The sequence below is a fragment of the Mycobacterium sp. NGS33 genome, assembly GCF_059812885.1.
The window spans coordinates 165,406-187,235 of sequence record NZ_JCALDN010000003.1 but is presented as its reverse complement, the minus strand read 5'-3'; the positions used below and the strand labels follow the sequence as shown (position 1 = coordinate 187,235).

Below are 21,830 nucleotides of genomic sequence, written 5' to 3'. Positions count from 1 at the left end.
AAGCCGCACAGTACGCAAGGCCGATCACAAGGTAAATCCCCTGTAAAAGCGTAATCGTGTGTCCATAATTGCCGACTTTTGCAAACGTTGCGAAAGACGCGGGCGTACCGTGTACCGGGTGGCGAAGACGTTCGCCGGCGCACGGCTGCGGCGATTGCGCGAGGAGCAGGGGATGACCCAGGTGGCGCTGGCGCGCGCGCTGGGCTTGTCGACCAGTTATGTCAATCAGCTGGAAAACGATCAGCGCCCGATCACCGTTCCAGTGCTGCTCACGCTCACCGAGCGGTTCGACCTGCCGACGCATTACTTCGCGCCCGAATCCGACGCCCGCCTGGTCTCGGACCTGCGGGAGGTGCTGGCCGACACGTCCGCCACGCCGGCGCAACTCGAGGAGCTTGTCGCCCGCATGCCGGCGGTCGGTCAGACGCTGGTCAATCTGCACCGGCGCCTACATGACACCACCGCCGACCTCGAAGCGCTGCACAGTCGCGCCAACGTCGACACCTCGGCAATGGCCCAGCAACCCATGCCGTTCGAAGAGGTCCGGGATTTCTTCTACGACCGCAAGAACTACATCGGCGAACTGGACGTCGCTGCCGAAGACCTGTTCAACGAGAACAACCTGCGCATCGGCGGTCTCGACGGCCAGCTGGCGCAGCTGCTCGCGGACAAACTCGGCGTCACGGTGGTGATCGACGATGGCCAGACGCTAGACCCCAACGCCAAACGGCTGTTTGCGCCCGAATCGAAGACCCTGTACGTGGCGCGGTGGCTTCACCCCGGCCAGCGCGCCTTCCAGCTCGCCACCCAGATCGCCCTGTTGACCCAGAACAAGCTGATCACCGGGATCCTCGCCGGTGACGATCAGCTCAGCGACGATGCGCGCGGCGTCGCCCGCATCGGCCTGGCCAACTACTTCGCCGGCGCACTGCTGCTGCCTTACCTGAGATTCCTGGACGCGGCCGAGAGCGTCCGGTACGACATCGACCAGCTGGCAAGGCGATTCGAGGTCGGGTTCGAAACGATCTGCCACCGGCTGTCCACCCTGCAGCGGCCCCATGCCCGCGGGATTCCCTTCATCTTCGTCCGCACCGACAGCGCCGGAAACATCTCTAAACGCCAGTCCGCCACGGCCTTTCACTTTTCCCGCGTCGGGGGAAACTGTCCCCTGTGGGTGGTACACCACGCGTTCTCCCGGCCCGGCCAGTTCCTGACGCAGGTCGCGCAGATGCCGGACGAGCGCACCTATTTCTGGATCGCCAGGACCACCGCGACGGAGCCGAGCCGCTATCTCGGGCCGGGCAAGAGCTTCGCCATCGGGTTGGGCTGCGACGTCGCCCACGCCGGGAAACTCATTTACTGCGTCGGCATCGATCCGACCAACGCCGAATCGATCGTGCCGATCGGGGCCGGCTGCAAGATCTGCGACCGGCAGGCCTGCGCGCAACGCGCCTTCCCGTATCTGGGCCGCCCGGTATCCGTGGATCCACACAGCAGCACGAATCTGCCCTATCCACCGGCGGCCACTCACCGAGGTGGGGAGACCTCGTGCCCAAGGTAGCGATTCTCGATGACTACGCCGGTGTCGCCCTACGGGTCGCCGACTGGTCACCGGTGCAAAAGCGCGCCGAGGTCACCGTTTTCGACCGGCACCTTGCCGAGGACGAAGCGGCCGAGGCGCTGCGATCGTTTGACGTGGTGTGCACACTGCGGGAGCGGATGGCGTTCCCCCGAACCCTGATCGAGCGCCTGCCCGGCCTGAAACTGATCACCATCGTCGGCAAAAGCCTGCCGAACCTGGACATGGCCGCGGCCACCGAGCACGCAATTGCGGTGGCGCACTCGGATTTCGCCCATCCCCGGTTCAGGTCGATGCGGGACGCCACACCCGAACTCGCCTGGGGGCTGATGATCGCGACGGTGCGCAATCTCGCCGAAGAGCACCGCAACATGCGTGACGGGGGCTGGCAGAGCAGCGCGGGCGTCACCCTGGCCGGCAAGACGCTCGGGCTGCTCGGCCTGGGCCGGGTCGGCGCTCGGATGGCCCACTACGCCGCCGCGTTCGGCATGGAAGTCCTTGCGTGGAGCCAGAATCTCACCGACGAAGCCGCTGCGAGCGTGGGCGCGCGCAGGGTCGACAAGGCGACGCTGTTCGAATCGTCGGACGTGGTTTCCATTCATCTCGTGCTCTCCGAGCGCACCCGAGGCTTGGTCGGCGAGGCCGAGCTGGCGCGGATGAAGCCACACGCCTACCTGATCAACACCTCCCGGGGCCCGATCGTGGACGAGGCCGCGCTGATCGCCGCGTTGGAGGCGGGACGCATCGCCGGGGCCGGGTTGGACGTCTACGACACCGAGCCGCTGCCTAAAGGCCACCGTTTGCGGCTGCTGGCGAACGTGACCCTGTCCCCTCATCTGGGCTACGTCACTCGTGAGATGCTGGGCGCCTTCTACTCCGACACCGTGGAATCGGTGGTCGCCTGGCTGGACGGGGCGCCCATCCGGATCGCCAATCCCGAAGCGATGCAGGGGCGCTGAGCCGTCTACTTGCGTTTCCAGTGCGGACTTTTGACCGCCTCGAGGGCGTCGGTGACGTAACGATCCAGTGGCCGCGGCCGCCCGGATTGCCGCACCCACTGCTGGAAGGCGAAATCGGCGGCCGCGAAGGCGAGTTGGACCAGCAGACCGGGGCGCAGATCGGCATCCGGGTCGACACCCATCCGATCGGCGATGAGCTTGGTGGCCCGCTCCTTGTCGGCGGGCCGGTGCACCGTGACCTTGTCGAGCAGGTCGGGGACAACGAGCAGGGCTTCGCGCCATTCTTCGGTGTCGGCCTGCTCGAACGAGCGGGTCCGGGTGATGATGGCATTGATCAGCGCGACATCGGGTGCCTCGTCGGCGGGCCGGCCCTCGAGGAGATGGACGATCGCGGCCCCGCCGTATCGCACCGGTGCCAGCAGAAGCTCTTCCTTCGCCGGCACATGCCGGAAAAAGGTGCGGGGGGAAACCCCTGCGGCCGTGGCGATTTCCTCGGTGGTCACGGCGTCGTACCCGCGCTCGACGAACAGCCGAAACGCAGCGCGCCGGATGTCGGCCCGGATCTGTGCGCGCTGCCGGTCGCGGAGCGACTCGCCGCTCATCGGAAGCAGCCGATCCCGCCGTCGACGTGAATGGTCTGTCCGGTGATGAACGTGGCGTCACTGCCGAGAAGGAACGCCACCAGCGCACCCACGTCGGTGCGGACATCGCCGATGCGCTTCATCGGCACCCGTCCCACGGCCTTGTCGTATTCCTTGGGCGCAAACGACTTCCAGAACTTGACGCCGTCGGATTCGGCGAAGGGGCAGATCACGTTGACGCGGATGTTGTCGCGCCCCCATTCCAGGGCCGCCACCTTCGACAACCCGCGGATGCCTTCCTTGGCCGCGGCATAGCCGCCCCACTTCGGCTCACCGCCGGTGCCCGTGCCCGAACCGAGGTTCACGATCGATCCGCCGCCGGACTCAACCATCAGTGGGTGCACGGCCTGCATCAGCAGGAAGGTGGCGCGCGGGCCCACGTCATAGCCGAGGGCCAGGTCTTCGGTGGTGATGTCGACGAACGCTTTGGGTTCGTTGGTCGCGATCGCGTTGTTGACCAGGCCGTGCACCGTGCCGAAGGCCTCGACCGCGGCGGCCGCGATCCGCTGCGCGCTGTCCGGGTCGCGCAGGTTCGCGACGAGCTGTTCGACCCGTCCGATCGAACTGAGCTCCGCGCGCGTCCTGTCCAGAACCTCCTCTTGGATATCGACCAGCAGCACGCTCGCGCCACGTTCGAGCAACGCGGTCGCGACACCCTTGCCGACGCCCTGGGCGGCCCCGGTGACGATCGCGACGTGCCCACGCATGGACTCGGGGTGGCTGTAGCTCATCCGACCGGTCCCATCTGCAGCTGCACGCCGCGATGCAATTCGTAGGTACTGCGCGCACCGTTGGGAAGTTCGATGAACTCCACCGGCGTACCGTCCGGGTCCTTGACGAAAAACATTCGCACGCCGCCGATCTCGAAGGGCGCCTGGTCGGGGGCATAGCCGGCGTCGACGACGCGGCGGTGGGCGTCATCGAGATCGGTCACCGACAGCGACACGTTGTGGATGCCTGTGATGCCGCGCCGCTGCTTGCGCTCGGGCGGGTTGGCGCCGATCGACAGCAGCTCGACCATCAACCCGCCCAGCAGGCCCCCGACCACGCGGCCCTCCTGCTTGCGGCTCGCGTGTAGCACCGCGTCGAAAGGCTCGCCGGAGATGAGGGTTTCGAAGACGATCTCCATGCCCAGCATGTCGCGGTAGAACGCCAGCGCGCGGTCCATGTCGGTCACCCCGACGACGAGGTGGCAGAACGACACGTCACCGAGGACACCCCGGCCCGTCACCGATTGCCCGCCGAAAGATTCGGGGCCGGGCGGCCGGCGAACAACGGCAGGTCCAGGTAGGTCTTGATGCCCGGCTCTGCGGCGCAGACGTCGGGAATGGCGTTGATGCAGTGATTGGCCGTGACCACGACGCCCGGGTTCTTCACCAGTCCTTCCGCGATCGTCTCCGGTTGCAGGCCCTTGAAGGTGAGGCTCACGTCCGGATCGCCGGTGATCTCCACCTCGAAGCGCTCGCCCCGCCCGCCGAAATTCCAGGCCGGTTCCAGGTTTTCCTCGCCCATCAGCCAGTTGACCGCCGCGGTGATGACCGGTTCGCCGTCGACGAGCGCCTGCCAGCGGAACCGGCGCGCGGCCACGGTGCCGGTCGTGATCGGGAAGGGGTCGTAGTCGATGTCGGCGGTCGCGACGGCGACGTCCTGGATGGTCCTGATGTTGGGGTCGATGCGAAAACCCATGTGGTCGGCGATCATTCGCACCGACTGCTTGAAGCCCGCTTCGAGCAGTCCCGCCATCGGCCCTTGGGTGGCTTCCTCGGGGGTGCCGCCGAATCCCATGATGTGGCGCACCACATCCGGTGCGTTGTAGGTGCGGATGTCGGAGAACTCCTCGGCCCGCACGTGCGTCACCGCCGACGACAACGAGGACACCATGAGTGGGAATCGCTCCGTGATACCGCCGGGGTGGATGCCCGAACCATGCAGCGTCACACCGCTTTCCGTCGCGGCGTCGGCGACGGCCCGGTGACGCTTGTTGCCCGGATCGGGATAGACCCACCCGACCGGCGTGACCACGTTTTTGCCCGAGCGCAGGATCGCGATCACTTCGTCGTCGTTGGGTATCAGCGGGCTGTACATCACGCAGTCGGCGTCCAGCGCCAGTATCTCGTCGATGCTGTTGGTGGCGGTGACGCCGAGATCGCCTGCCCCGATGATGTTGCCGACATCCACACCGTTCTTGTTCGCGCTGTGCACCCAGCACCCCACCAGCTGCAGCTGTGGATGATTGAGGACGCACTGGATCGCGGCTTTACCCACGCCCCCGGTGGCCCATTGGACGACACGAAGCTTGGACGGGCTACTCATCATTGACCTCCGGGGTGGACAGTGCGCGGTCTTTACACATCGACGGATGAAATGGCAGGCTATGACTCGTTGACAGTGACTGTCAATAATTCACCGTTTGGAGAGGGTCTGTGATGAGCGTCCTCGAGGGCAAGATCGCGATCGTCACCGGCACCAGCCGCGGCGTGGGTGTGGGCATCGCCCATGAGCTGCTGCGCGCGGGCGCGACCGTGATCGGCTGCTCGCGCTCTCCGCTGGACGGCATTCCGGGCATCGAGCCGGCCTGGGCGGAGCGCGCTTTCCAACAGGTGTGCGACCAGGGTGACTACCGATCGATCGACGCGTTCGTCGCGGACGTTGTGGCCGTCCACGGACGGATCGACATCCTGGTGAACAACGCCGGCGGTACCGTCCCCGCACCCCACGCCGAGAGCATTCCCGAACTGGTGCAACGCATTCAAGGTGCGCCCGCCGACGATGACGACTACGCGCGCACCGCACTGTTCCATGCGTTCGCCGTGCAGATGAACCTCATCAGCCCGCTGTGGTTCGCGATCCGCGCCTATCGGCAGATGCAAACTCAGGACGGCGTCGGCTGCATCATCAACATCTCCAGCGGCGCCGGCCACCCGGCCGGATCGCCGACCCTGGTCTCCTACGGGGCGGCGAAAAGCGGCCTCAACCACCTCACCCGGTCCCTGGCCGAAGAGTGGGGGCCCACGGTGCGGGTCAACTGCATCGCCCTGGGGCCGACGATGACCGAGAACTTCCGGTCGTTCGTGCTGCCCAAGGACGACCCCGATGGCGCAAGGTATTTCGCCGCCGTCCCGTTGCGCCGCGCCGGCGAGCCCGCGGAGGTCGGGCGCGTCTGCGTTTTCCTGGCCGGCGGACAGGCCGACTTCGTCAACGGCACCACCATCGAATGCGACGGCGGGATGCTTCCCGGTGTGCTCTACGACGCGGGACTCAAGACGATCACCGACCTGCTCTAACCGGATTCGTCGTACGGCTAGCACAAACCAGCGCAAGGAGATTCACATGAGCGGCCTGGAACCCACGCCCGAGCAGTTCGCCGCGCTCGCGGCGCGACCCGCCGATGCGCCGGTGGTGATGGTCAACCTGTTGAAATTCAAACCCGAGGGCGGTCTACAGAGCTACCTGCAATACGGCCAAGAAGTGGTTCCACACCTCGAGCGGGTCGGCGCCACCCTGCGCTACGCCGGGGGAGCGCCGTCGGTGGTCATCGGCGATGGCGAACAGCCTTGGTGGGACGCGATTCTCATCGTCGAATATCCCACCCCGCAGGCCTTCATCGACATGGTGACAACCCCGGAATACGCCAAGGTGCACGAGCATCGGGCCGCCGGTCTGGACCGCGGAGACCTGATCGCCACCTCGATCTGGTCGATGGCCGCCGAGTGATTTAGCGCGTCGATCCTTCGCCGGGCCGCCTGGCGTTGCCCCCGTCGACCTGGGCCGGCGCCGGTCCGATCGCGCTATGCCTTTCCGGATCAGGCCGAAATGGGTCTAATGGGTGGATGGAACTGATAAAGCCCACCGATGCGATCTTTCTCCTGGGAGAATCTCGCGAACATCCCATGCATGTCGGAGGCTTGCAGTTGTTCGAGCCCCCGCCTGGCGCCGGCCGCGGCTTCGTTAGTGACCTCTACAAGAGCCTGGCCGCTCAGCGGGATTTCCAGCCCACGTTTCGCAAACATCCCGCGAGCTTTGTCGGCGGCATCGCCAACCTGGGCTGGTCCTACGACGACGACGTCGACATCGACTACCACGTCCGCCGTTCGGCGCTGCCGTCGCCCAAACGTGTTCGCGAATTGCTCGAACTCACGTCGCGCTGGCATAGCAGCCTGCTGGACCGGCACCGCCCCCTCTGGGAGACGCACATCGTCGAGGGCCTGAAAGACGGCCGGTTCGCTATCTATACCAAGGTCCACCACGCGCTGATCGACGGTGTCTCCGCGCAGAAGCTGATGCAGCGCGCGCTGTCGACCGATCCGGACGACCTCGAGATCCGCGCCCCGTGGGGTCTGCGAAAACCCAGGCGCAAAGCCGGCCCGTCGTCTCCGTTGCGCGCACTGGCGCGCACGGCGGGATCCGTTGCGGCGCTTGCGCCGTCGACGCTGGGGCTGGCGCGTGCGGCGCTGCTGGAACAACAACTGACGTTGCCCTTCGGGGCGCCGAAGACCATGTTGAACGTCAAGATCGGCGGCGCTCGCCGCTGCGCCGCGCAGTCCTGGTCGCTGGACCGTATCAAGACCGTGAAGAAGGCCGCGGGAGTCACGGTGAACGACGTCGTGTTGGCGATGTGTTCGGGCGCCCTGCGCTACTACCTGCTCGAGCAAGACGCGCTACCGGACACGCCGCTGATCGCGATGGTCCCGGTGAGCCTGCGCACCGAGGAAGAGGCCGACGCCGGCGGCAATCTGGTCGGAGCCATCCTGTGCAATCTCGCGACCGACACCGACGACCCGGCGCAACGACTGCTGACCATCAGCGAATCGATGCGCAGCAACAAGACAGTGTTCTCACAGTTGCCGCGGTTCCAGGCGCTGGCGCTGTCCGCCATCAACACGTCGGCGTTGGCGTTGGCGGCGGTCCCGGGCTGGGTGACATCGACGTCACCGCCGTTCAACATCATCATTTCGAACGTGCCGGGACCGACGCAGCCGATCTACTACGGGGGCGCCCGCCTCGACGGCAACTACCCGCTGTCCATCGCGCTGGACGGTCAAGCGCTGAACATCACCCTGGCCAACAACGCCGGCAATCTCGACTTCGGTCTGGTGGGCTGCCGGCGCAGCGTGCCGCACCTGCAACGCCTGCTCGCGCATCTGGAATCCTCACTGAAGGACCTGGAACGCGCTGTGGGAGCATAGGATTCGATGGCGAAGCTGAGCGCCGGTGTGATGTTGTACCGGACCTGCGACGGCGTCGTCGAGGTCTTGCTCGCGCATCCCGGCGGGCCGTTCTGGGCCCGTAAGGACGACGGCGCGTGGTCGATCCCGAAAGGGGAGTACGCCGACGGGGAGGATCCCTGGGCGGCCGCGCAACGCGAGTTCGCCGAGGAGTTGGGGTTGCCGGTGCCGGCCGGGCCGCGCATCGACCTCGGTCAGCTGAAGCAGTCCGGCGGCAAGGTCGTGACCGCCTTCGCGGTGGACAGCGACCTCGACGTCACCGACGCGCGCAGCAACACTTTCGAACTGGAATGGCCGAAGGGATCCGGCGCGCTGCGGGAGTTCCCCGAAGTCGACCGCGTGGGATGGTTCGCGGTGGCAACCGCGCGGATCAAACTACTGAAGGGCCAGCACGGCTTTCTCGACCGGTTGATGGCGGATCCGGGCGTGGCCGGACTATCCGAAGGAACCTGACATGCAAGCACTGCGAACGCCCGACGACCGATTCGAGGGTCTACCCGACTTCCCTTACACCCCAAGGTATTGCGAAGTACCCGACGACGAAGGCGGCGCACTGCGCGTGGCCTGGGTTCAGGACGGCCCGGAAGGCGCCGACCCGATTCTGATGCTGCACGGCGAACCATCGTGGTCGTACCTGTATCGCAAGATGATCCCGATTCTGGCCGCCGCCGGCCGTCGGGTGGTCTGCCCCGACCTGGTCGGGTTCGGTCGCTCGGACAAGCCGACCCGCCGCGAAGACCACAGCTACGCGCGCCATGTCGAGTGGATGCGGGCGATGGCCTTCGATGTCCTCGACCTGCGCAACGTCACCCTGGTCGGCCAGGACTGGGGCGGGTTAATCGGATTACGGCTTGCCGCAGAGCATCCCGAGCGTTTCGCCCGGGTGGTCGTCGCGAACACCGGGCTGCCCAATGGCGAGCAGCCCATGGCCGACGTCTGGTGGCGCTTCCGCGAAGCCATCACCTCGGCTCCGACGCTGAACGTCGGCGCGTTCGTCCAAGGCGGCTGTCGCACGCAACTCAGCGAGCGGGAGCGGGCGGCCTATGACGCGCCGTTCCCCACCGACGACTACTGCGCCGGGCCGCGCGCCATGCCCGGCCTGGTGCCCACCTCACCGGACGACCCCGCCGCGGCGGCCAACAAGAGCGCGTGGGCCAAGCTTTCGGCGAGCGCGACACCCATGCTGGTCGCGTTCAGCGACAGCGACCCGATCACCGGGCCGATGGCCGCGATCTTCCAGCGGCAGATGCGCGGCGCGCAGGGGATCGAGCATCCGGTGATCCGGGGCGCCGGGCACTTCTTGCAGGAGGACGCCGGAAATGAACTGGCCGGTCACATCGTGGAGTTCTTGCGCCGCTGATCAGGGCGCGACCCGGTGCCGGGCACAATGTCAGGATGACGACCGCGCCCACCGAGTCCACCAAACCCGAGGAACTGTTGGTACGGCTGCTGGACCCGGTCGTCCGTGCCGACCCCTACCCGCTGTTCGCGCGGTTTCGCCAACAAGGATCGTTCGCCTTGCCGGAGGGCAACCTCGCGGTGTTCGCGACCTATCGTGACTGCGACGACGCGTTGCGCCACCCGTCGTCGAGCAACGACCGACTCAAGTCGACTGCCGCCCGCGCACAGATCGAGGCGCAGACCCAGCAGCTGCTCGAGGCCGGTGCCGAGGCGCCGCCACAAACCCCGCCAGGGTTCCTGTTCCAGGACCCGCCGGACCACACCCGGCTGCGCAAACTGGTCAGCAAGGCGTTCGCGCCCAAGGTGGTGAACGCGCTGCAACCCGACATCAGCGCGCTGATAGACGGGTTGCTGGACCGGATCGCCGACAAGGGGCGGTTCGACGTCGTCGAGGACCTCGCCTACCCACTGCCGGTGGCGGTCATCTGCCGATTGCTCGGCGTACCGCTCGAGGACGAACCGCAATTCAGCCGGGTGTCCGCACTGCTGGCGCAATCGCTTGACCCGTTCGTCGCCTTCACCGGAACGCCGTCGGACAACCTCAAGGAGCGGATGGACGCCGGAATGTGGTTGCGCGCCTACCTGCACGGCCTCATCGACCGTCGCCGCTCGCGGCCCGGCGACGACCTGATGTCGGGGCTGATCGCCGTGGAAGAGTCGGGCGACCAGCTGACCGCGGAGGAGATCGTGTCCACCTGCGTGCTGTTACTGGTCGCCGGTCACGAGACCACGGTGAACCTGATTGGCAACGCGGTTTTGGCGATGCTGCGTCAACCGTCGCAATGGATCGCGCTCGGCGCCGACGCCAACCGCGCCCCGGCGGTCATCGAGGAGACGCTGCGCTACGACCCGCCTGTGCAGATGATCGCCCGAACGGCGGCCGACGACATGACAATTGGCGGCCTTGACGTGCCCGCAGGCGACATCATGATGCTGCTCACCGCCGCCGCCCAGCGCGACCCCGCCGAGTATGAGCGTCCCGATGTCTTCGATCCGGATCGGAAAGCTATGCGACACTTAGGATTCGGCCGCGGGGCGCATTATTGCCTGGGCGCGCCGCTGGCCCGACTCGAAGCCGGTGCGGCCCTGTCGGCGGTGACTGCGCGTTTCTTGAACGCCCGGTTGGATGGCGAACCGCAGTACAAGACCAACGTCACGCTGCGCGGGCTGTCGCAGCTGATGGTCGCGGTCTAACTCCGTTCCCAGGGCGGGGTTTCGTCCATCTTCTTGTAGTACTTCGCCAGGTGGCTCTTGATCCGATCGACATCGGACTGCGGCACGTCGATACCGCCCCGCGCGCCGTCCATGATGGCGCCGGCCGCCATCACGCCGCGTGGCACGGCCGTCAGGTCGCCATCGATCACGTCGGCGATCAGCAGCTTGTAGGCGGTGAAGTTGTCTTTGTTGTCGCCGTCGTACCAGACGTGCGCGTCACGGTACTTCTGATTCGGACCGTCCTGGGCGCCGGCCCACTTCCGCACCCGCTTCTCGGCCGCGTCACCATCCCACTTGCGGCCACGATCGGCCAACGGCAGATCTTGAAAGGCTGTGACTGACATGGTGGCCGCGTGCCCGCTGTAGTCGGGGCTTAAACGGCCAAAACCCGCTCGCCCAAGCGGTAGCGTCGTGACGGGAGGCAACCATGAAGCGCTGCATTGTTGGTGGAACGACTGCCCTGCTGACGGCCGCAGGGCTGATTGCCTCGGCGCCGCCGGCCGCCGCCGGCTGCCAGTACGGGGGACCCGTTCTCAGCAAGTGCGACGGCCCCGTCCAGCCCGACGGCACCTGGCAACGTTGCGTCGCGGTCACGCGCCTGGTCCCCAACGGCGCCAGTTCCTACCTAGTGCCGGACAACCACTGCGGCCTGATGGGTCCCGGCCAGCAGCCCTCGGATTTCACCTTCGCCGATCCACCGACGCACATCGACGGCTGAGCGGGCTGGTCACTTCCCGGCACAATTTCTTGCGGCCAGATTTGTCGTACCCGACTGCGATGATGTTGTCATGTCTTTGACCGCGACTGTAGCCAGCGTCGAAGCGTCCCCTAAGGAACGGCTCGAGGTGCTCTTCGAGGAGCTGGCGGAGTTGAGCGGTCAACGCAATGCGATCGATGGGCGCATCGTCGAGATCGTGGCCGAGATTGATCGCGACGAGTTGTGCGGGATGACCGGGGCGCGGTCGGTGCCGGCGTTGGTGGCCTGGAAGACGGGCTGCTCACCGGTGAACGCGCACACGATCACCACCATCGCGAGCCGGCTCGAGGAGTTCCCCCGGTGCGCCCAAGGCCTGCGGCAGGGCCGGCTGTCGGTTGATCAGGTCGGGGTGATCGCCGCACGCGCCGGTCACGGGTCCGATGAGCATTACGCACAGCTGGCCGCGGTCGCGACGGTCAACCAGTTGCGCACCGCGGTCAAGCTCGAACCCCGACCCGACCCCGACCCCCGGCCCGAGCCCCAGGGTTCGTTCACCACGACCACCACCGAGGCGGGCAGCTATTATCGGATCACCCTGGGCCCGCTGGATGCGGCGAAGTTCGACGCCGCCGTGGCCTCCCACCGCGAGGCGCTGATCGCCGAATGGCAACGCGACCACGGCGCGGGCGCGGGGACCTTGGATCAGCGGCCCCCGATGCCTAACACGGTGGAGGCGTTTATGCGCCTGGTCGAGGCGGGCTGGGATGTTGAGGCGGCGCGGCGCCCACACGGGCAGCACACCACCGTCGTGGCGCACCTCGACGTCGACAAGCCGGCCGCGGCACTGCATCTGGGTCCGCTGCTCTGCGACGCCGAACGCCAATATGTGACCTGTGATGCCACCTGTGAAGTCTGGTTCGAACGTCACGGCGAGGTCATCGGCGCCGGGCGGGCGACCCGGCTGATCAACCGGCGGCTGCGCCGCGCGCTGGAGCATCGCGACCGCAGCTGCGTGGTTCCCGGTTGTGGTGCCACCCGCGGCCTGCACGCCCACCACATCCGGCACTGGGAAGACGGCGGGCCCACCGAGCTGGCCAACCTGGTGCTGCTGTGCCCGTACCATCACCGGCTGCACCATCGCGGCGTCATCACCATCACCGGACCCGCACACGCACTCGTTGTCCGCGACGACGCCGGGCGCGTGCTGAGCCCGGGATCGCTGGCACGCCCACCCACCACACCCCGACCCGCGGTCGCGCCCTGTCCGGGACCGACCGGCGAACGCGCCCAGTGGTGGTGGTACACACCCTTCCAACCCCAACCACCACCGACAGCTAACTAGCTCAGCGCTGCCCGTCATGACCAGCACCGGGTTAAGGCCCAAACAGGTTGGGGCATAGAGAAATTCGCGCGGATGCGCGCAGGACTGCATCGCGATAATCGAAGTCGACAATCCGCGCCGACGTGCGCACTAACGTGCGCCAAGCGGACGCGGATTTCGTCTTCCTCCATCCTCGAGGCACGTCGACGCCTGACTGGACCCGACCGGGACACGGGTCTAGGCTTCGTCGCTTAGTTCAGGGTTCTTTACGACGCTGATCCGGTCGCGGCGGATAGTCTCCCACTGCGATATAGATCCTGGGACAACCGCGGCGTCGTGACGCCCAACAGCCGGACGCTGTAGGCCCGTCAACCCGCCGTCGCTGTCCTAGCTCGAACCGAGCCCCGGCACGATGTCGCCCAGGCTGAAAGTCACCGGCTGTTCGAGCTGTTCGTACGCGCACGAGCGGGGGTCACGATCCGGGCGCCACCGATTGAACTGCGCGGTATGGCGAAACCGCCGACCTTCCATATGGTCGTAGCGGACCTCGACCACCCGCTCGGGCCGCAGCGGCACGAACGACAGATCCTTGCCGGCGTTCCAGCGGGAGAACTCGTTCTTGCGAGGCGTCCGCTCGCCGGCTTCGTGCGCCGCCCAATTCCACGGGTGACCTTCGAAATCGGTGACCAGCGACTGTAATTCGCCGAACAGTCGCCGCCGCTCGGCCATCGGGAACGCACCGATCACCCCGACCGACGCCAGCTGACCGTCATCTTGATACAGCCCCAACAACAGCGAACCGATCGCGTCGGCACCGGATTTGTGCACGCGATAGCCGGCGACCACACAGTCGGCGGTCCGCTCGTGCTTGACCTTGAACATGATCCGCTTGTCCGGTTGATAGGTGATGTCCAGCGGTTTGGCGATCACGCCATCGAGGCCCGCGCCCTCGAATTCGTCGAACCAGCGCTGCGCGGTGTCCAGATCGGTCGTCGCCGGCGTGACATGGATCGTGCGGCCCGGCTGGGCCGCTGAAGACACAGCGTCGAGCAGGGCGGCGCGCCGCTCGGTGAAGGGCCGCCGCGTGTAGTCGTCGTCGCCGAGGGCGAGCAGGTCGAACGCGATGAAGGACGCCGGTGTGGTCTCGGCGAGCATCCGCACTCGCGACTCCGCCGGATGAATGCGCTGCTGTAGCGCCTCGAAATCCAGGCCCCGGTCGGTGGCGATGACGATCTCGCCGTCGATGACGCAGCGCTGCGGCAGCTCGGCCCTGACCGCGGCGACCAGCTCGGGGAAGTAGCGCGTCATCGGCCGTTCATTGCGGCTGCCCAGCTCGACGTGGTCGTGGTCGCGGAAGCAGATCGACCTGAAGCCGTCCCACTTGGGCTCGTAGGACGCATCGGAGGGAATGGAGCGAACCGACTTGGCCAGCATCGGCGACACCGGCGGCATGACAGGGAGATGCATAGCCTGATTGTGCTGGAATCAGAGGTATGGCTGCTGCAGAAGAGCTCGACGTCGACGGCATCGCGGTGCGGCTGACCAATCCGGACAAGGTGTATTTCCCGAAACTCGGGTCGAAAGGCACCAAGCGACACCTGGTGGACTACTACCGTGCCGTCGCGGGTGGCCCGATGCTCGATGCCCTGCGCGACCGGCCTACGCACCTGCAGCGGTTCCCGGACGGCGTCGACGGTGAGGAGATCTACCAGAAGCGGATCCCGCAGCACCATCCCGACTACCTGCAGACGTGCCAGGTGACCTTTCCGTCGGGGCGGACCGCCGACGCGTTGAAAGTCACCCACCCGGCGGCGGTCGTGTGGGCGGCACAGATGGGCACGGTCACCTTGCACCCATGGCAGGTGCGCTGTCCGGACACCGACCATCCCGACGAACTGCGCATCGATCTGGATCCCCAGCCCGGCGTCGCATTCCACCAGGCGCGCACGGTCGCGGTCGACGTGCTGCGCCCGCTGCTTGACGAGCTCGGACTGGCGGGCTACCCGAAGACTTCGGGCGGTCGCGGTATCCACGTGTTCCTGCGGATCACGACAGACTGGGATTTCATCGAAGTGCGCCGCGCCGGCATCGCCCTGGCCCGCGAAGTCGAGCGCCGGGCGCCCGATGCCGTCACCACGTCCTGGTGGAAGGAAGAACGCGGCGAGCGTATCTTCATCGACTTCAACCAGAACGCCCGGGACCGCACCATGGCGTCGGCGTATTCGGTGCGACGCACGCCGATCGCCACGGTATCGATGCCACTGACGTGGGACGAGCTCGCCGACGCCGAGCCGGACGATTACACCATGGCGACCGTGCCCGATCTGGTCAAGGATCGGCAAGACCCTTGGGCCGCAATGGATGATGCGGCCCAATCGATTGTTCCCTTATTGGAAATGGCCGAGGCCGACGACGAGCGTGGGCTTGGGGACATGCCGTATCCACCGAACTACCCGAAAATGCCCGGCGAACCCAAACGCGTTCAACCCAGCCGGGATCGAGACCTCAAAAACGAGAAGGACTAACCACAATGCGTTGTACGGACTCTGCGTGGGCCGCGGTTTACCCTCGCGCGCCCCTTTGTTCACGTGAGGGTGCCAACGCTATCACTCGCGGCGCGTGCGCAGAAGGCATTCTGTTGCGCCGCAGTGGCTTAACCTGATTTGTCACAGTGACACCCAGGGGCCTCAATCCCCGCATTGGCGAACCGGATTCAAACCACACGAATTCCCCCGCCCGAACTGCCACGGCGTCGGGGCCAACGGCTTTCAGAACTGTTTAGCCGAGGCGATTAGCTTACCGCCATCGCGCGCAAAGGTCACCCAGGCAATTCGCGGAGAGCGTGCGCATGGCCCGAACAATGCGCACGCCCTCGCGTGGCTCGAGTGGGCGTTGCCCAAGCGCGGCCCGAATGCGACCGATGCGGCCTGCAAAACCCCTGATGCCCAGTGACTTTCACATCACGAGGTTTCGGTTGATGCCGTCATGGTCCCATCCGCTACGCCGGCACGTAACGGTATGTGACCGTGCGCAAACTGGCACCCAATGCCATGGAGAAACTACGCAACAGGCCCACGAAATGGGCCATACCAAGGAATGGATGCGAGTAATTGAGACCCCGTGCCGGTAGCCCGGCAAAACCTACATCGTGCAGGTCAGGTTGGGTCCGCAGTCGATGGTTATCGGCGTCGTGCAGCCGGAAGCCGTGATGGCGGTGAAGGTGAGGATCAGACCAAGAACAACTTTGTATTTCAGACCAGACATGACCACTCCGTCCGTAGGAGAATATCTGACGCCCGAGAGTAGGTATATTACGCGTCGCGCTGTCGTATGAGTATGGGAATGAGTAATTTTCGGACTAATTACTTCACCTGACTGAAAGTAGCCGAGTGCAGGTCGTTGATTTCGGGCACCTTACGGGGTGAGTGCAGATGTTTTCGGGTCTAAATCGAGTCCTATTGCGCCGCAAAGGGGTACCCGCAGGCAGTTATCGCCAGGGAGGAAACGTGTTGGGCCGAAACAGGATACAAACTTGCTTTAGGGCCTGATATCCAACTTTCGGTATCGAATTCACCGGAGCGCCTAACTGCAGGTACGGGATTTCCTTCCGTAGGCTCTGTTTCTATGTCGGTGGCAGCGCGGTTATGCACCGCGACATTCGCGTTGCTGCTGGTGACGAATTCCGCGGCCGGGGTGGCCGGGGCGGATCCGGCCACGCCCGGTACAAACCTGGCCGGCGAAAGATTGGTCGGCTGGGACACCTATCGGCGGCTGGATCGGCTGCCCTATTTGGACCCCGCCTCGCAAACCCTGCAGGTATCCAGCTTTGATCGCAGCGGCGGCAATTTCGACATATCGACCGGCAATCGCAACGGCAGCGGCGGGTGCCTGGCGCCGGGCGGCGCCGGCTGCATCATCGCGGAGGATCACGGTGCCGGAGAGATCGATTCGATCTGGCTGACCCGGGACGGCGGCAATGTCCGCGCCCTCGGAAACATCCGCATCGAGCTGGACGGGCAGACCGTGGTCGACACCCCACTGCAATCGTTGGTCGACGGCAGCTTGGGGGCACCGTTCGTGTGGCCGCTGGTGGCCAACGCCGCGCAATCGCCGGGCGGCGACTACATCAAGGTGCCGATGCCGTACCGGCGCTCGATGCGGGTCAGCGTCACATCGCATTTGGAGTATTACCACGTCGACTATCGGCAGTTTCCCAACGCCGACGGGATCAACACTTTCGCGCCCAGCGATCCCGCGCTCGACGTGCTGGACACCCTCCGGGCCGCCGGGACAACCGACCCCAAACCGGCGGCCGCCGATGTGGCGCACAGCAATCGGGTCATCGAGCTGGCCGGCGGCGCCGCGCAGACCATCGCCGAATCGACCGGCCCGGGTAGCATTTCGGCGCTGCGACTGCAGCTGCCGGGGCCGGCGGCCGCGCAGTTGAACGGCTTGCAGCTGCGGATCGAGTTCGACGGGCGAACCATGGTGGACTCCCCACTGGGGGAGTTCTTCGGCGCCGGGCTGGGTGTCAACTCCGTGCGATCGCTGATGTTCGCGGCCACCCCACAGCCCGATGGGGCGCTGCAGCTATGCGCTTGGTGGCCAATGCCTTTCGCGCAATCGGCCCGCGTCACGCTCGTCAACACCGGCGGCGACGCGGTATCGGGGATCGTCAGCGACGTCGCCACCACACCCGACGCCCGGTGGGCGCCCGCGCTGATCAGCGGCCGGGCCGGCTACTTCACCGCGCGCTCACATGCCGGGCCGACCGCGCTCGGCCAGGACTGGCTGTTCGCCGAGGAGCAGGGACGCGGCAAATTCGTCGGTGTCAGCCAGACCATCCACGGCTATCGAACCAAAACGGCGTTCAGTGACGATGCCCCGTACTTTCTCGAAGGCGCCGAACGGGTCTACATCGACGGCGCCGCGTCCCCGCAGTGGTACGGCACCGGCACCGAGGACCTTTACGAGGGCGGCTGGTACTTCAAGGACGGCACCCACTTCAGCGACCCACTCAACGGCCAGCCCGATCAACGCACCTCCGCCGGTGGTTGCGCCGACTATTGCGTCGCCGTCTACCGGATTATGCTGGCCGACGCTATCGGCTATCACTCCGCGCTCCGATTCGGCATCGAACACGGCAAACGGAACATGGTGCAGCCCGATTACGGCTCGACCGCCTTCCTCTACACCCAGCCGGACCCCGGTGTCACCGGTGGCGACGACATCAGCCCGACGGCTCCCGTCAATCGGGTCCTACACGGCTACACCGACTCCGACGCGACCGACCAGCTCCTGGTCAGCGAGTACGAAGGCACTCAGGACACCCTGCCCGTCGCCGGTTCGGTCCGTACCGCCAACGGCGCGATCACCTTTCACGTCCAGATCGATCCGGACAACGACGGCATCCTGCTGCGGCGCACCTCGGATCAGGCCACCGGCTTTCAATCGGCCGACGTTGCGGTGGACGGCACCCCCACAGGCAACTGGCTGCAGCCGCGCAGCAACAGCATCCACCGGTGGCTGGACGACACCTACCTGCTGCCGCGTTCGGTGACGGGTGGCAAAGCGCAGGCGACGATCACCCTGACGCCCACCGCCGACTCACCGCCCTGGACCGCCAGCCGGTACCACGTCGACAACCTGGCGGGACCCACCGGCTAACGAACGGTTGGTGGCCAGTCCGATGAGCGCCCCGGCCAGCCCCCCGACGGGCGCCATCAGCGAGGGCCCGGCGAGCAAGAGATAGCCGAACGTGACGGCGACCATGAGCAGCGTCTGGTGCAGGGGCGCCCATGACGCAGCCGACCGGAGCCGGAACGACAACCCGATGCCGAGCAGCAGCGCCACCACATGGCCGACGGCGGTAAAGTCCGCGCCCGCGGCAGCCACCACGGCGATCCCCAGCCACCAACCCGCCCAGACGCCGCGCCAACGCGCCGGGATCGCGGCCGTGAACGCGCCGAGCACGCACACCGCGCCGTAGCTGATTCCCACATCACTGGCGCGGGCGACCGAAACCGGCAGCATGCCGGTTTCGATGGCGGCGACCAATCCGACAGCGACGATCAGCGTGGCGCCGATGTGCCCGACGGCGAAGGTGACAAGCAATCCCCTGCCGCACCACATGAGCTCACCCAAGGCCAGGAGGCAGACCAGCCCGGGCAGCCAAAAGAACAGATCGCCGCCGTCGTTCACGAAAGCGCTGCCGATCAAGGTGCCCAGGTGACCGCGCCCCAGGTTGTGGACGTTGGTGCTCATTCGGCTCACGGCGACCTCGTGCGCGTGCGGGCCCGCCGCGGCGAGGGTGACATAGATGGTGAGCAGGACGATCGCATAGCTGGCCGTGACTCGAACCGACGCCGCCGCGGGCACAGCGCGCAGCGGCGCCTCCGTCCAACGCGGGGCGCCGTCGCGGCGGGTAGCGGCGAGCGTCATGGTTCGACCGTGCCGGTTCGGCGGGCGGCGCGCCTCGTTCTTAACGAAGCCTTCACACGCGCGTCGCAAATCTTCACGGATGGGCGGGCCCCGTGACGCCACCTTAAAGAGCGGCGATCGCGGCAACGGCCCCGTCGGCGGACTCGATCGCCTTGACGGACTCGTCGGGATGCTGCTAGACATGGCCTGCGCCACACTTTTGGGCGATCGCCCAAAATCGACGGGTGGAGGATGCCATGGGTCGGATGGACGGCAAGGTTGCCTTCGTGACCGGTGCGGCACGGGGGCAGGGCAGGAGTCACGCCGTCCGGCTCGCCCAGGAGGGTGCCGACATCATCGCGGTCGACATCTGCCGGGGCTTCGAAGGGTCACCGGCACCCGCCGCTACACCGGAAGACCTCGACATCACCGCGGGCATGGTCAAGGACGCCGGAGCACGCGTGGTGACCGCCGAGGTCGACGTCCGCGAATACGACGCGTTGAAGGCGGCGGTCGACACCGGCGTCGAACAGCTGGGGCGCCTCGACGTCATCGTCGCCAACGCGGGCATCGGCACGATGACCGGCAAGCTGCACAAGACCGACGAGGCGCTGTGGCAGGAAATGATCGACGTCAACCTCAGCGGCGTGTGGAAGACGGTCAAGGCCGGTGTCCCGCACCTGCTGGACGGCGACCGCGGCGGTTCGATCATCTTGACCTCGTCGGTCGCGGGCAGGAAGGCCTACCTGCACACCGGCCACTACACCTCGGCCAAGCACGGGGTGATCGGCCTGATGCGGGCATTCGCGGTTGAACTCGGGCACAAGATGGTCCGGGTCAACGCCGTGCTACCCACCCATGTGAACACGCCGCTGCTGATCAACGAGGGCACCTTTGATGCCTTCCGCCCCGACCTGCAGAACCCGGGACCCGAAGACCTCGCGCCGATCTGCCAGACCTTCCACACGCTGCCGATCCCGTGGGTCACCGCCCAAGACATCAGCAATGCCGTGCTGTTCCTGGCCTCCGACGAGGCCCGCTACATCACCGGCGTCGCGCTCCCAGTGGACGCCGGCAGCTGCCTGAAGTAAGGAACGGATCGATGACCGTCACCAAGGACACCGACGTCTACTACGACCCCTACGACGTCGAGATCAATGCCAACCCCTACCCGATCTACGCGCGGCTGCGCGAAGAAGCGCCTATCTACTACAACGAGCGCTACGACTTCTGGGCGCTGTCAAGGCATTCCGACGTCGAGCGGGGCCTGGCCAACTGGGAGACCTTCTCCAACAGGCGAAGCGACATCCTCGAGCTCGTCCAGTCGAAATTCGACATGCCCGGGGGCGTCATGATGTTCCAGGACCCGCCCGAACACTCGAGGCTGCGCGGCCTGATGTCGCGGGTGTTCACCCCGCGCCGGATGGCCGCGCTCGAGGACCAGATCCGGCAATACTGCGTGCGGTGTCTGGACCCGCTCGTCGGCTCGGGGGGCTTCGACATCATCGCCGAGCTGGCATCCATGATGCCGATGCGCGTGATCGGTATGTTATTGGGAATCCCGGAGTCCGAACAGATCTCGGTGCGTGACGCCAACGACGCCAACCTGCGCACCAAGCCCGGCGCGCCACTGAAGGTCGCCGACGCCGACTCCATCGCCGACGGCCGGATCTATGCCGACTACGTCGAATGGCGATCCAAGAACCCCTCGGACGATCTGATGACGACGCTGCTCAACGTCGAATTCGACGACGAGAACGGGGTGCACCGCAAGCTGACCCGCAAGGAAGTGCTGCATTACACCCAGGTGGTCGCCGGCGCCGGGAACGAGACCACCGGCCGGCTGATCGGCTGGCTGGCCAAGGTGCTCGCCGAGCACCCCGATCAGCGCCGCGAGGTCTACCGCGACCGGTCACTGTTGACCCGCACCGTCGACGAGACACTGCGATTCGAACCCACCGGTCCGCACGTCGCCCGCTGGCTGGCAAGAGATTTCGAGTGCTACGGCACGACGGTCCCGGCCGGCAGCGCCATGCTGTTGCTGTTCGGGGCAGCCAATCGCGATCACCGCCGCTACACCGATCCCGACACCTACAACATCCGCCGCGACAACATCTCGCACATCACCTTCGGCAAGGGCGTGCACTACTGCCTGGGTGCCAACCTGGCCCGCCTGGAGGGTCGCGTGGCGCTGGACGAGATCCTGAATCGGTGGCCCGAATGGGACATCGATTACGACACAGCGCGATTGGCGTCGACGTCGACCGTCCGCGGCTGGGAGCGACTACGGGTCGTGTTGCCCTGAAGGCCCG

Annotated in this window: 22 protein-coding genes; 14 read left to right on the top strand and 8 right to left on the bottom strand. The window is 66.2% G+C overall.

The genetic code is table 11. From position 1 onward, the window contains the following. The first annotated feature begins 109 nt into the window (after positions 1 to 109). Entirely contained in the window at positions 110 to 1,561 is a 1,452-nt protein-coding gene (locus AC5Y5B_RS08355) for a short-chain fatty acyl-CoA regulator family protein (protein ID WP_500005002.1), read from the top strand. Next, entirely contained in the window at positions 1,549 to 2,538 is a 990-nt protein-coding gene (locus tag AC5Y5B_RS08350; RefSeq protein WP_112633714.1) for a D-2-hydroxyacid dehydrogenase family protein, read from the top strand. Before AC5Y5B_RS08355 ends, AC5Y5B_RS08350 begins: the two co-directional genes overlap by 13 nt. A 5-nt stretch (positions 2,539 to 2,543) precedes the next feature. Here AC5Y5B_RS08350 and AC5Y5B_RS08345 read toward each other — a convergent pair whose 3' ends face one another. The 4 genes from AC5Y5B_RS08345 to AC5Y5B_RS08330 are packed head-to-tail and all read right to left on the bottom strand — an operon-like array spanning position 2,544 to position 5,492. Next, a complete protein-coding gene (locus AC5Y5B_RS08345) occupies positions 2,544 to 3,140 on the bottom strand; it encodes a TetR/AcrR family transcriptional regulator (RefSeq protein ID WP_500004998.1) in 597 nt (198 codons plus the stop codon). After that, positions 3,137 to 3,910, bottom strand: a complete 774-nt coding sequence (locus AC5Y5B_RS08340; protein WP_112633712.1) for an SDR family NAD(P)-dependent oxidoreductase — start codon at positions 3,908 to 3,910, stop codon at positions 3,137 to 3,139. Before AC5Y5B_RS08340 ends, AC5Y5B_RS08345 begins: the two co-directional genes overlap by 4 nt. Then, the gene (locus tag AC5Y5B_RS08335) at positions 3,907 to 4,410 is read right to left on the bottom strand and encodes a VOC family protein (protein WP_500004996.1); all 504 of its coding nucleotides are present in this window, start codon (positions 4,408 to 4,410) and stop codon (positions 3,907 to 3,909) included. Before AC5Y5B_RS08335 ends, AC5Y5B_RS08340 begins: the two co-directional genes overlap by 4 nt. After that, positions 4,407 to 5,492: an NAD(P)H-dependent amine dehydrogenase family protein gene (locus AC5Y5B_RS08330; protein ID WP_500004993.1), complete on the bottom strand. Its 1,086-nt coding sequence runs from the start codon at positions 5,490 to 5,492 to the stop codon at positions 4,407 to 4,409. The genes AC5Y5B_RS08335 and AC5Y5B_RS08330 overlap by 4 nt, the downstream gene beginning before the upstream one ends. A gap of 113 nt (positions 5,493 to 5,605) precedes the next feature. On the opposite strand from AC5Y5B_RS08330, the gene AC5Y5B_RS08325 reads away from it, so the two are divergent. The 6 genes from AC5Y5B_RS08325 to AC5Y5B_RS08300 all read left to right on the top strand — a co-directional run bounded on the left by AC5Y5B_RS08325 (position 5,606) and on the right by AC5Y5B_RS08300 (position 11,059). Beyond that, positions 5,606 to 6,463, top strand: a complete 858-nt coding sequence (locus AC5Y5B_RS08325; protein WP_112633709.1) for an SDR family oxidoreductase — start codon at positions 5,606 to 5,608, stop codon at positions 6,461 to 6,463. Between the two features lie 46 nt (positions 6,464 to 6,509). After that, positions 6,510 to 6,893, top strand: a complete 384-nt coding sequence (locus AC5Y5B_RS08320) for a DUF1330 domain-containing protein (RefSeq protein WP_500004990.1) — start codon at positions 6,510 to 6,512, stop codon at positions 6,891 to 6,893. 116 nt (positions 6,894 to 7,009) lie between these two features. Further along, entirely contained in the window at positions 7,010 to 8,365 is a 1,356-nt protein-coding gene (locus tag AC5Y5B_RS08315) for a WS/DGAT/MGAT family O-acyltransferase (RefSeq protein WP_112633707.1), read from the top strand. A 6-nt stretch (positions 8,366 to 8,371) separates the two neighbouring features. Then, positions 8,372 to 8,857 (top strand): NUDIX hydrolase, encoded by a 486-nt coding sequence (locus AC5Y5B_RS08310; RefSeq protein ID WP_112633706.1) that lies wholly within the window; start codon positions 8,372 to 8,374, stop codon positions 8,855 to 8,857. A 1-nt stretch (position 8,858) separates the two neighbouring features. Continuing rightward, entirely contained in the window at positions 8,859 to 9,764 is a 906-nt protein-coding gene (locus AC5Y5B_RS08305) for a haloalkane dehalogenase (RefSeq protein ID WP_500004987.1), read from the top strand. A gap of 35 nt (positions 9,765 to 9,799) precedes the next feature. Next, on the top strand, positions 9,800 to 11,059 hold the full coding sequence (locus AC5Y5B_RS08300; protein WP_500004985.1) for a cytochrome P450: 1,260 nt from the start codon (positions 9,800 to 9,802) through the stop codon (positions 11,057 to 11,059). On the opposite strand, the gene AC5Y5B_RS08295 is transcribed toward AC5Y5B_RS08300, so the two are convergent. Further along, a complete protein-coding gene (locus AC5Y5B_RS08295) occupies positions 11,056 to 11,424 on the bottom strand; it encodes a hypothetical protein (protein WP_112633703.1) in 369 nt (122 codons plus the stop codon). The genes AC5Y5B_RS08300 and AC5Y5B_RS08295 overlap by 4 nt on opposite strands. An 83-nt stretch (positions 11,425 to 11,507) precedes the next feature. Between AC5Y5B_RS08295 and AC5Y5B_RS08290 the strand changes: the two genes are divergently transcribed. Then, positions 11,508 to 11,798 (top strand): CDGP domain-containing protein, encoded by a 291-nt coding sequence (locus AC5Y5B_RS08290; RefSeq protein ID WP_112633702.1) that lies wholly within the window; start codon positions 11,508 to 11,510, stop codon positions 11,796 to 11,798. Positions 11,799 to 11,868: 70 nt separating this feature from the next. Beyond that, on the top strand, positions 11,869 to 13,119 hold the full coding sequence (locus AC5Y5B_RS08285; protein WP_500004982.1) for an HNH endonuclease signature motif containing protein: 1,251 nt from the start codon (positions 11,869 to 11,871) through the stop codon (positions 13,117 to 13,119). Positions 13,120 to 13,485: 366 nt separating this feature from the next. Here the strand turns inward: AC5Y5B_RS08285 and AC5Y5B_RS08280 are convergent, their stop codons facing one another. Continuing rightward, the gene (locus tag AC5Y5B_RS08280) at positions 13,486 to 14,565 is read right to left on the bottom strand and encodes an ATP-dependent DNA ligase (protein WP_500004980.1); all 1,080 of its coding nucleotides are present in this window, start codon (positions 14,563 to 14,565) and stop codon (positions 13,486 to 13,488) included. Positions 14,566 to 14,591: 26 nt separating this feature from the next. Between AC5Y5B_RS08280 and ligD the strand changes: the two genes are divergently transcribed. Then, the gene (gene ligD / locus AC5Y5B_RS08275) at positions 14,592 to 15,623 is read left to right on the top strand and encodes a non-homologous end-joining DNA ligase (protein WP_112633699.1); all 1,032 of its coding nucleotides are present in this window, start codon (positions 14,592 to 14,594) and stop codon (positions 15,621 to 15,623) included. Between the two features lie 616 nt (positions 15,624 to 16,239). Here ligD and AC5Y5B_RS08270 read toward each other — a convergent pair. Beyond that, on the bottom strand, positions 16,240 to 16,362 hold the full coding sequence (locus AC5Y5B_RS08270) for a hypothetical protein (protein ID WP_276310837.1): 123 nt from the start codon (positions 16,360 to 16,362) through the stop codon (positions 16,240 to 16,242). Between the two features lie 360 nt (positions 16,363 to 16,722). Here AC5Y5B_RS08270 and AC5Y5B_RS08265 point away from each other — a divergent pair, with 360 nt between their 5' ends. Then, the gene (locus AC5Y5B_RS08265; RefSeq protein WP_500004977.1) at positions 16,723 to 18,765 is read left to right on the top strand and encodes a glycoside hydrolase family 172 protein; all 2,043 of its coding nucleotides are present in this window, start codon (positions 16,723 to 16,725) and stop codon (positions 18,763 to 18,765) included. Here AC5Y5B_RS08265 and AC5Y5B_RS08260 read toward each other — a convergent pair. Continuing rightward, on the bottom strand, positions 18,706 to 19,539 hold the full coding sequence (locus AC5Y5B_RS08260; RefSeq protein WP_240631766.1) for a rhomboid-like protein: 834 nt from the start codon (positions 19,537 to 19,539) through the stop codon (positions 18,706 to 18,708). The two genes, AC5Y5B_RS08265 and AC5Y5B_RS08260, sit on opposite strands and share 60 nt — an antisense overlap. 236 nt (positions 19,540 to 19,775) lie before the next feature. Here AC5Y5B_RS08260 and AC5Y5B_RS08255 point away from each other — a divergent pair, with 236 nt between their 5' ends. Together AC5Y5B_RS08255 and AC5Y5B_RS08250 are read left to right on the top strand one after the other, a co-directional pair. Next, positions 19,776 to 20,609, top strand: coding sequence for a mycofactocin-coupled SDR family oxidoreductase (locus AC5Y5B_RS08255; protein ID WP_500004974.1), 834 nt, complete (start codon positions 19,776 to 19,778; stop codon positions 20,607 to 20,609). An 11-nt stretch (positions 20,610 to 20,620) separates the two neighbouring features. Beyond that, complete coding sequence (locus tag AC5Y5B_RS08250; protein ID WP_500004972.1) at positions 20,621 to 21,823, top strand: cytochrome P450; 1,203 nt, start codon at positions 20,621 to 20,623, stop codon at positions 21,821 to 21,823. Positions 21,824 to 21,830 lie beyond the last annotated feature (7 nt).

Excerpts from the sequence above, each read along its gene's own strand:
- AC5Y5B_RS08345 (WP_500004998.1), bottom strand. The coding sequence starts at position 3,140 with ATGAGCGGCGAGTCGCTCCGCGACCGGCAGCGCGCACAGATCCGGGCC.
- AC5Y5B_RS08340 (WP_112633712.1), bottom strand. The coding sequence starts at position 3,910 with ATGAGCTACAGCCACCCCGAGTCCATGCGTGGGCACGTCGCGATCGTC.
- AC5Y5B_RS08330 (WP_500004993.1), bottom strand. The coding sequence starts at position 5,492 with ATGAGTAGCCCGTCCAAGCTTCGTGTCGTCCAATGGGCCACCGGGGGC.
- AC5Y5B_RS08325 (WP_112633709.1), top strand. The coding sequence starts at position 5,606 with ATGAGCGTCCTCGAGGGCAAGATCGCGATCGTCACCGGCACCAGCCGC.
- AC5Y5B_RS08320 (WP_500004990.1), top strand. The coding sequence starts at position 6,510 with ATGAGCGGCCTGGAACCCACGCCCGAGCAGTTCGCCGCGCTCGCGGCG.
- AC5Y5B_RS08315 (WP_112633707.1), top strand. The coding sequence starts at position 7,010 with ATGGAACTGATAAAGCCCACCGATGCGATCTTTCTCCTGGGAGAATCT.
- AC5Y5B_RS08310 (WP_112633706.1), top strand. The coding sequence starts at position 8,372 with ATGGCGAAGCTGAGCGCCGGTGTGATGTTGTACCGGACCTGCGACGGC.
- AC5Y5B_RS08305 (WP_500004987.1), top strand. The coding sequence starts at position 8,859 with ATGCAAGCACTGCGAACGCCCGACGACCGATTCGAGGGTCTACCCGAC.
- AC5Y5B_RS08300 (WP_500004985.1), top strand. The coding sequence starts at position 9,800 with ATGACGACCGCGCCCACCGAGTCCACCAAACCCGAGGAACTGTTGGTA.
- AC5Y5B_RS08295 (WP_112633703.1), bottom strand. The coding sequence starts at position 11,424 with ATGTCAGTCACAGCCTTTCAAGATCTGCCGTTGGCCGATCGTGGCCGC.
- AC5Y5B_RS08290 (WP_112633702.1), top strand. The coding sequence starts at position 11,508 with ATGAAGCGCTGCATTGTTGGTGGAACGACTGCCCTGCTGACGGCCGCA.
- AC5Y5B_RS08285 (WP_500004982.1), top strand. The coding sequence starts at position 11,869 with ATGTCTTTGACCGCGACTGTAGCCAGCGTCGAAGCGTCCCCTAAGGAA.
- AC5Y5B_RS08280 (WP_500004980.1), bottom strand. The coding sequence starts at position 14,565 with ATGCATCTCCCTGTCATGCCGCCGGTGTCGCCGATGCTGGCCAAGTCG.
- ligD (WP_112633699.1), top strand. The coding sequence starts at position 14,592 with ATGGCTGCTGCAGAAGAGCTCGACGTCGACGGCATCGCGGTGCGGCTG.
- AC5Y5B_RS08270 (WP_276310837.1), bottom strand. The coding sequence starts at position 16,362 with ATGTCTGGTCTGAAATACAAAGTTGTTCTTGGTCTGATCCTCACCTTC.
- AC5Y5B_RS08265 (WP_500004977.1), top strand. The coding sequence starts at position 16,723 with ATGTCGGTGGCAGCGCGGTTATGCACCGCGACATTCGCGTTGCTGCTG.
- AC5Y5B_RS08260 (WP_240631766.1), bottom strand. The coding sequence starts at position 19,539 with ATGACGCTCGCCGCTACCCGCCGCGACGGCGCCCCGCGTTGGACGGAG.
- AC5Y5B_RS08255 (WP_500004974.1), top strand. The coding sequence starts at position 19,776 with ATGGGTCGGATGGACGGCAAGGTTGCCTTCGTGACCGGTGCGGCACGG.
- AC5Y5B_RS08250 (WP_500004972.1), top strand. The coding sequence starts at position 20,621 with ATGACCGTCACCAAGGACACCGACGTCTACTACGACCCCTACGACGTC.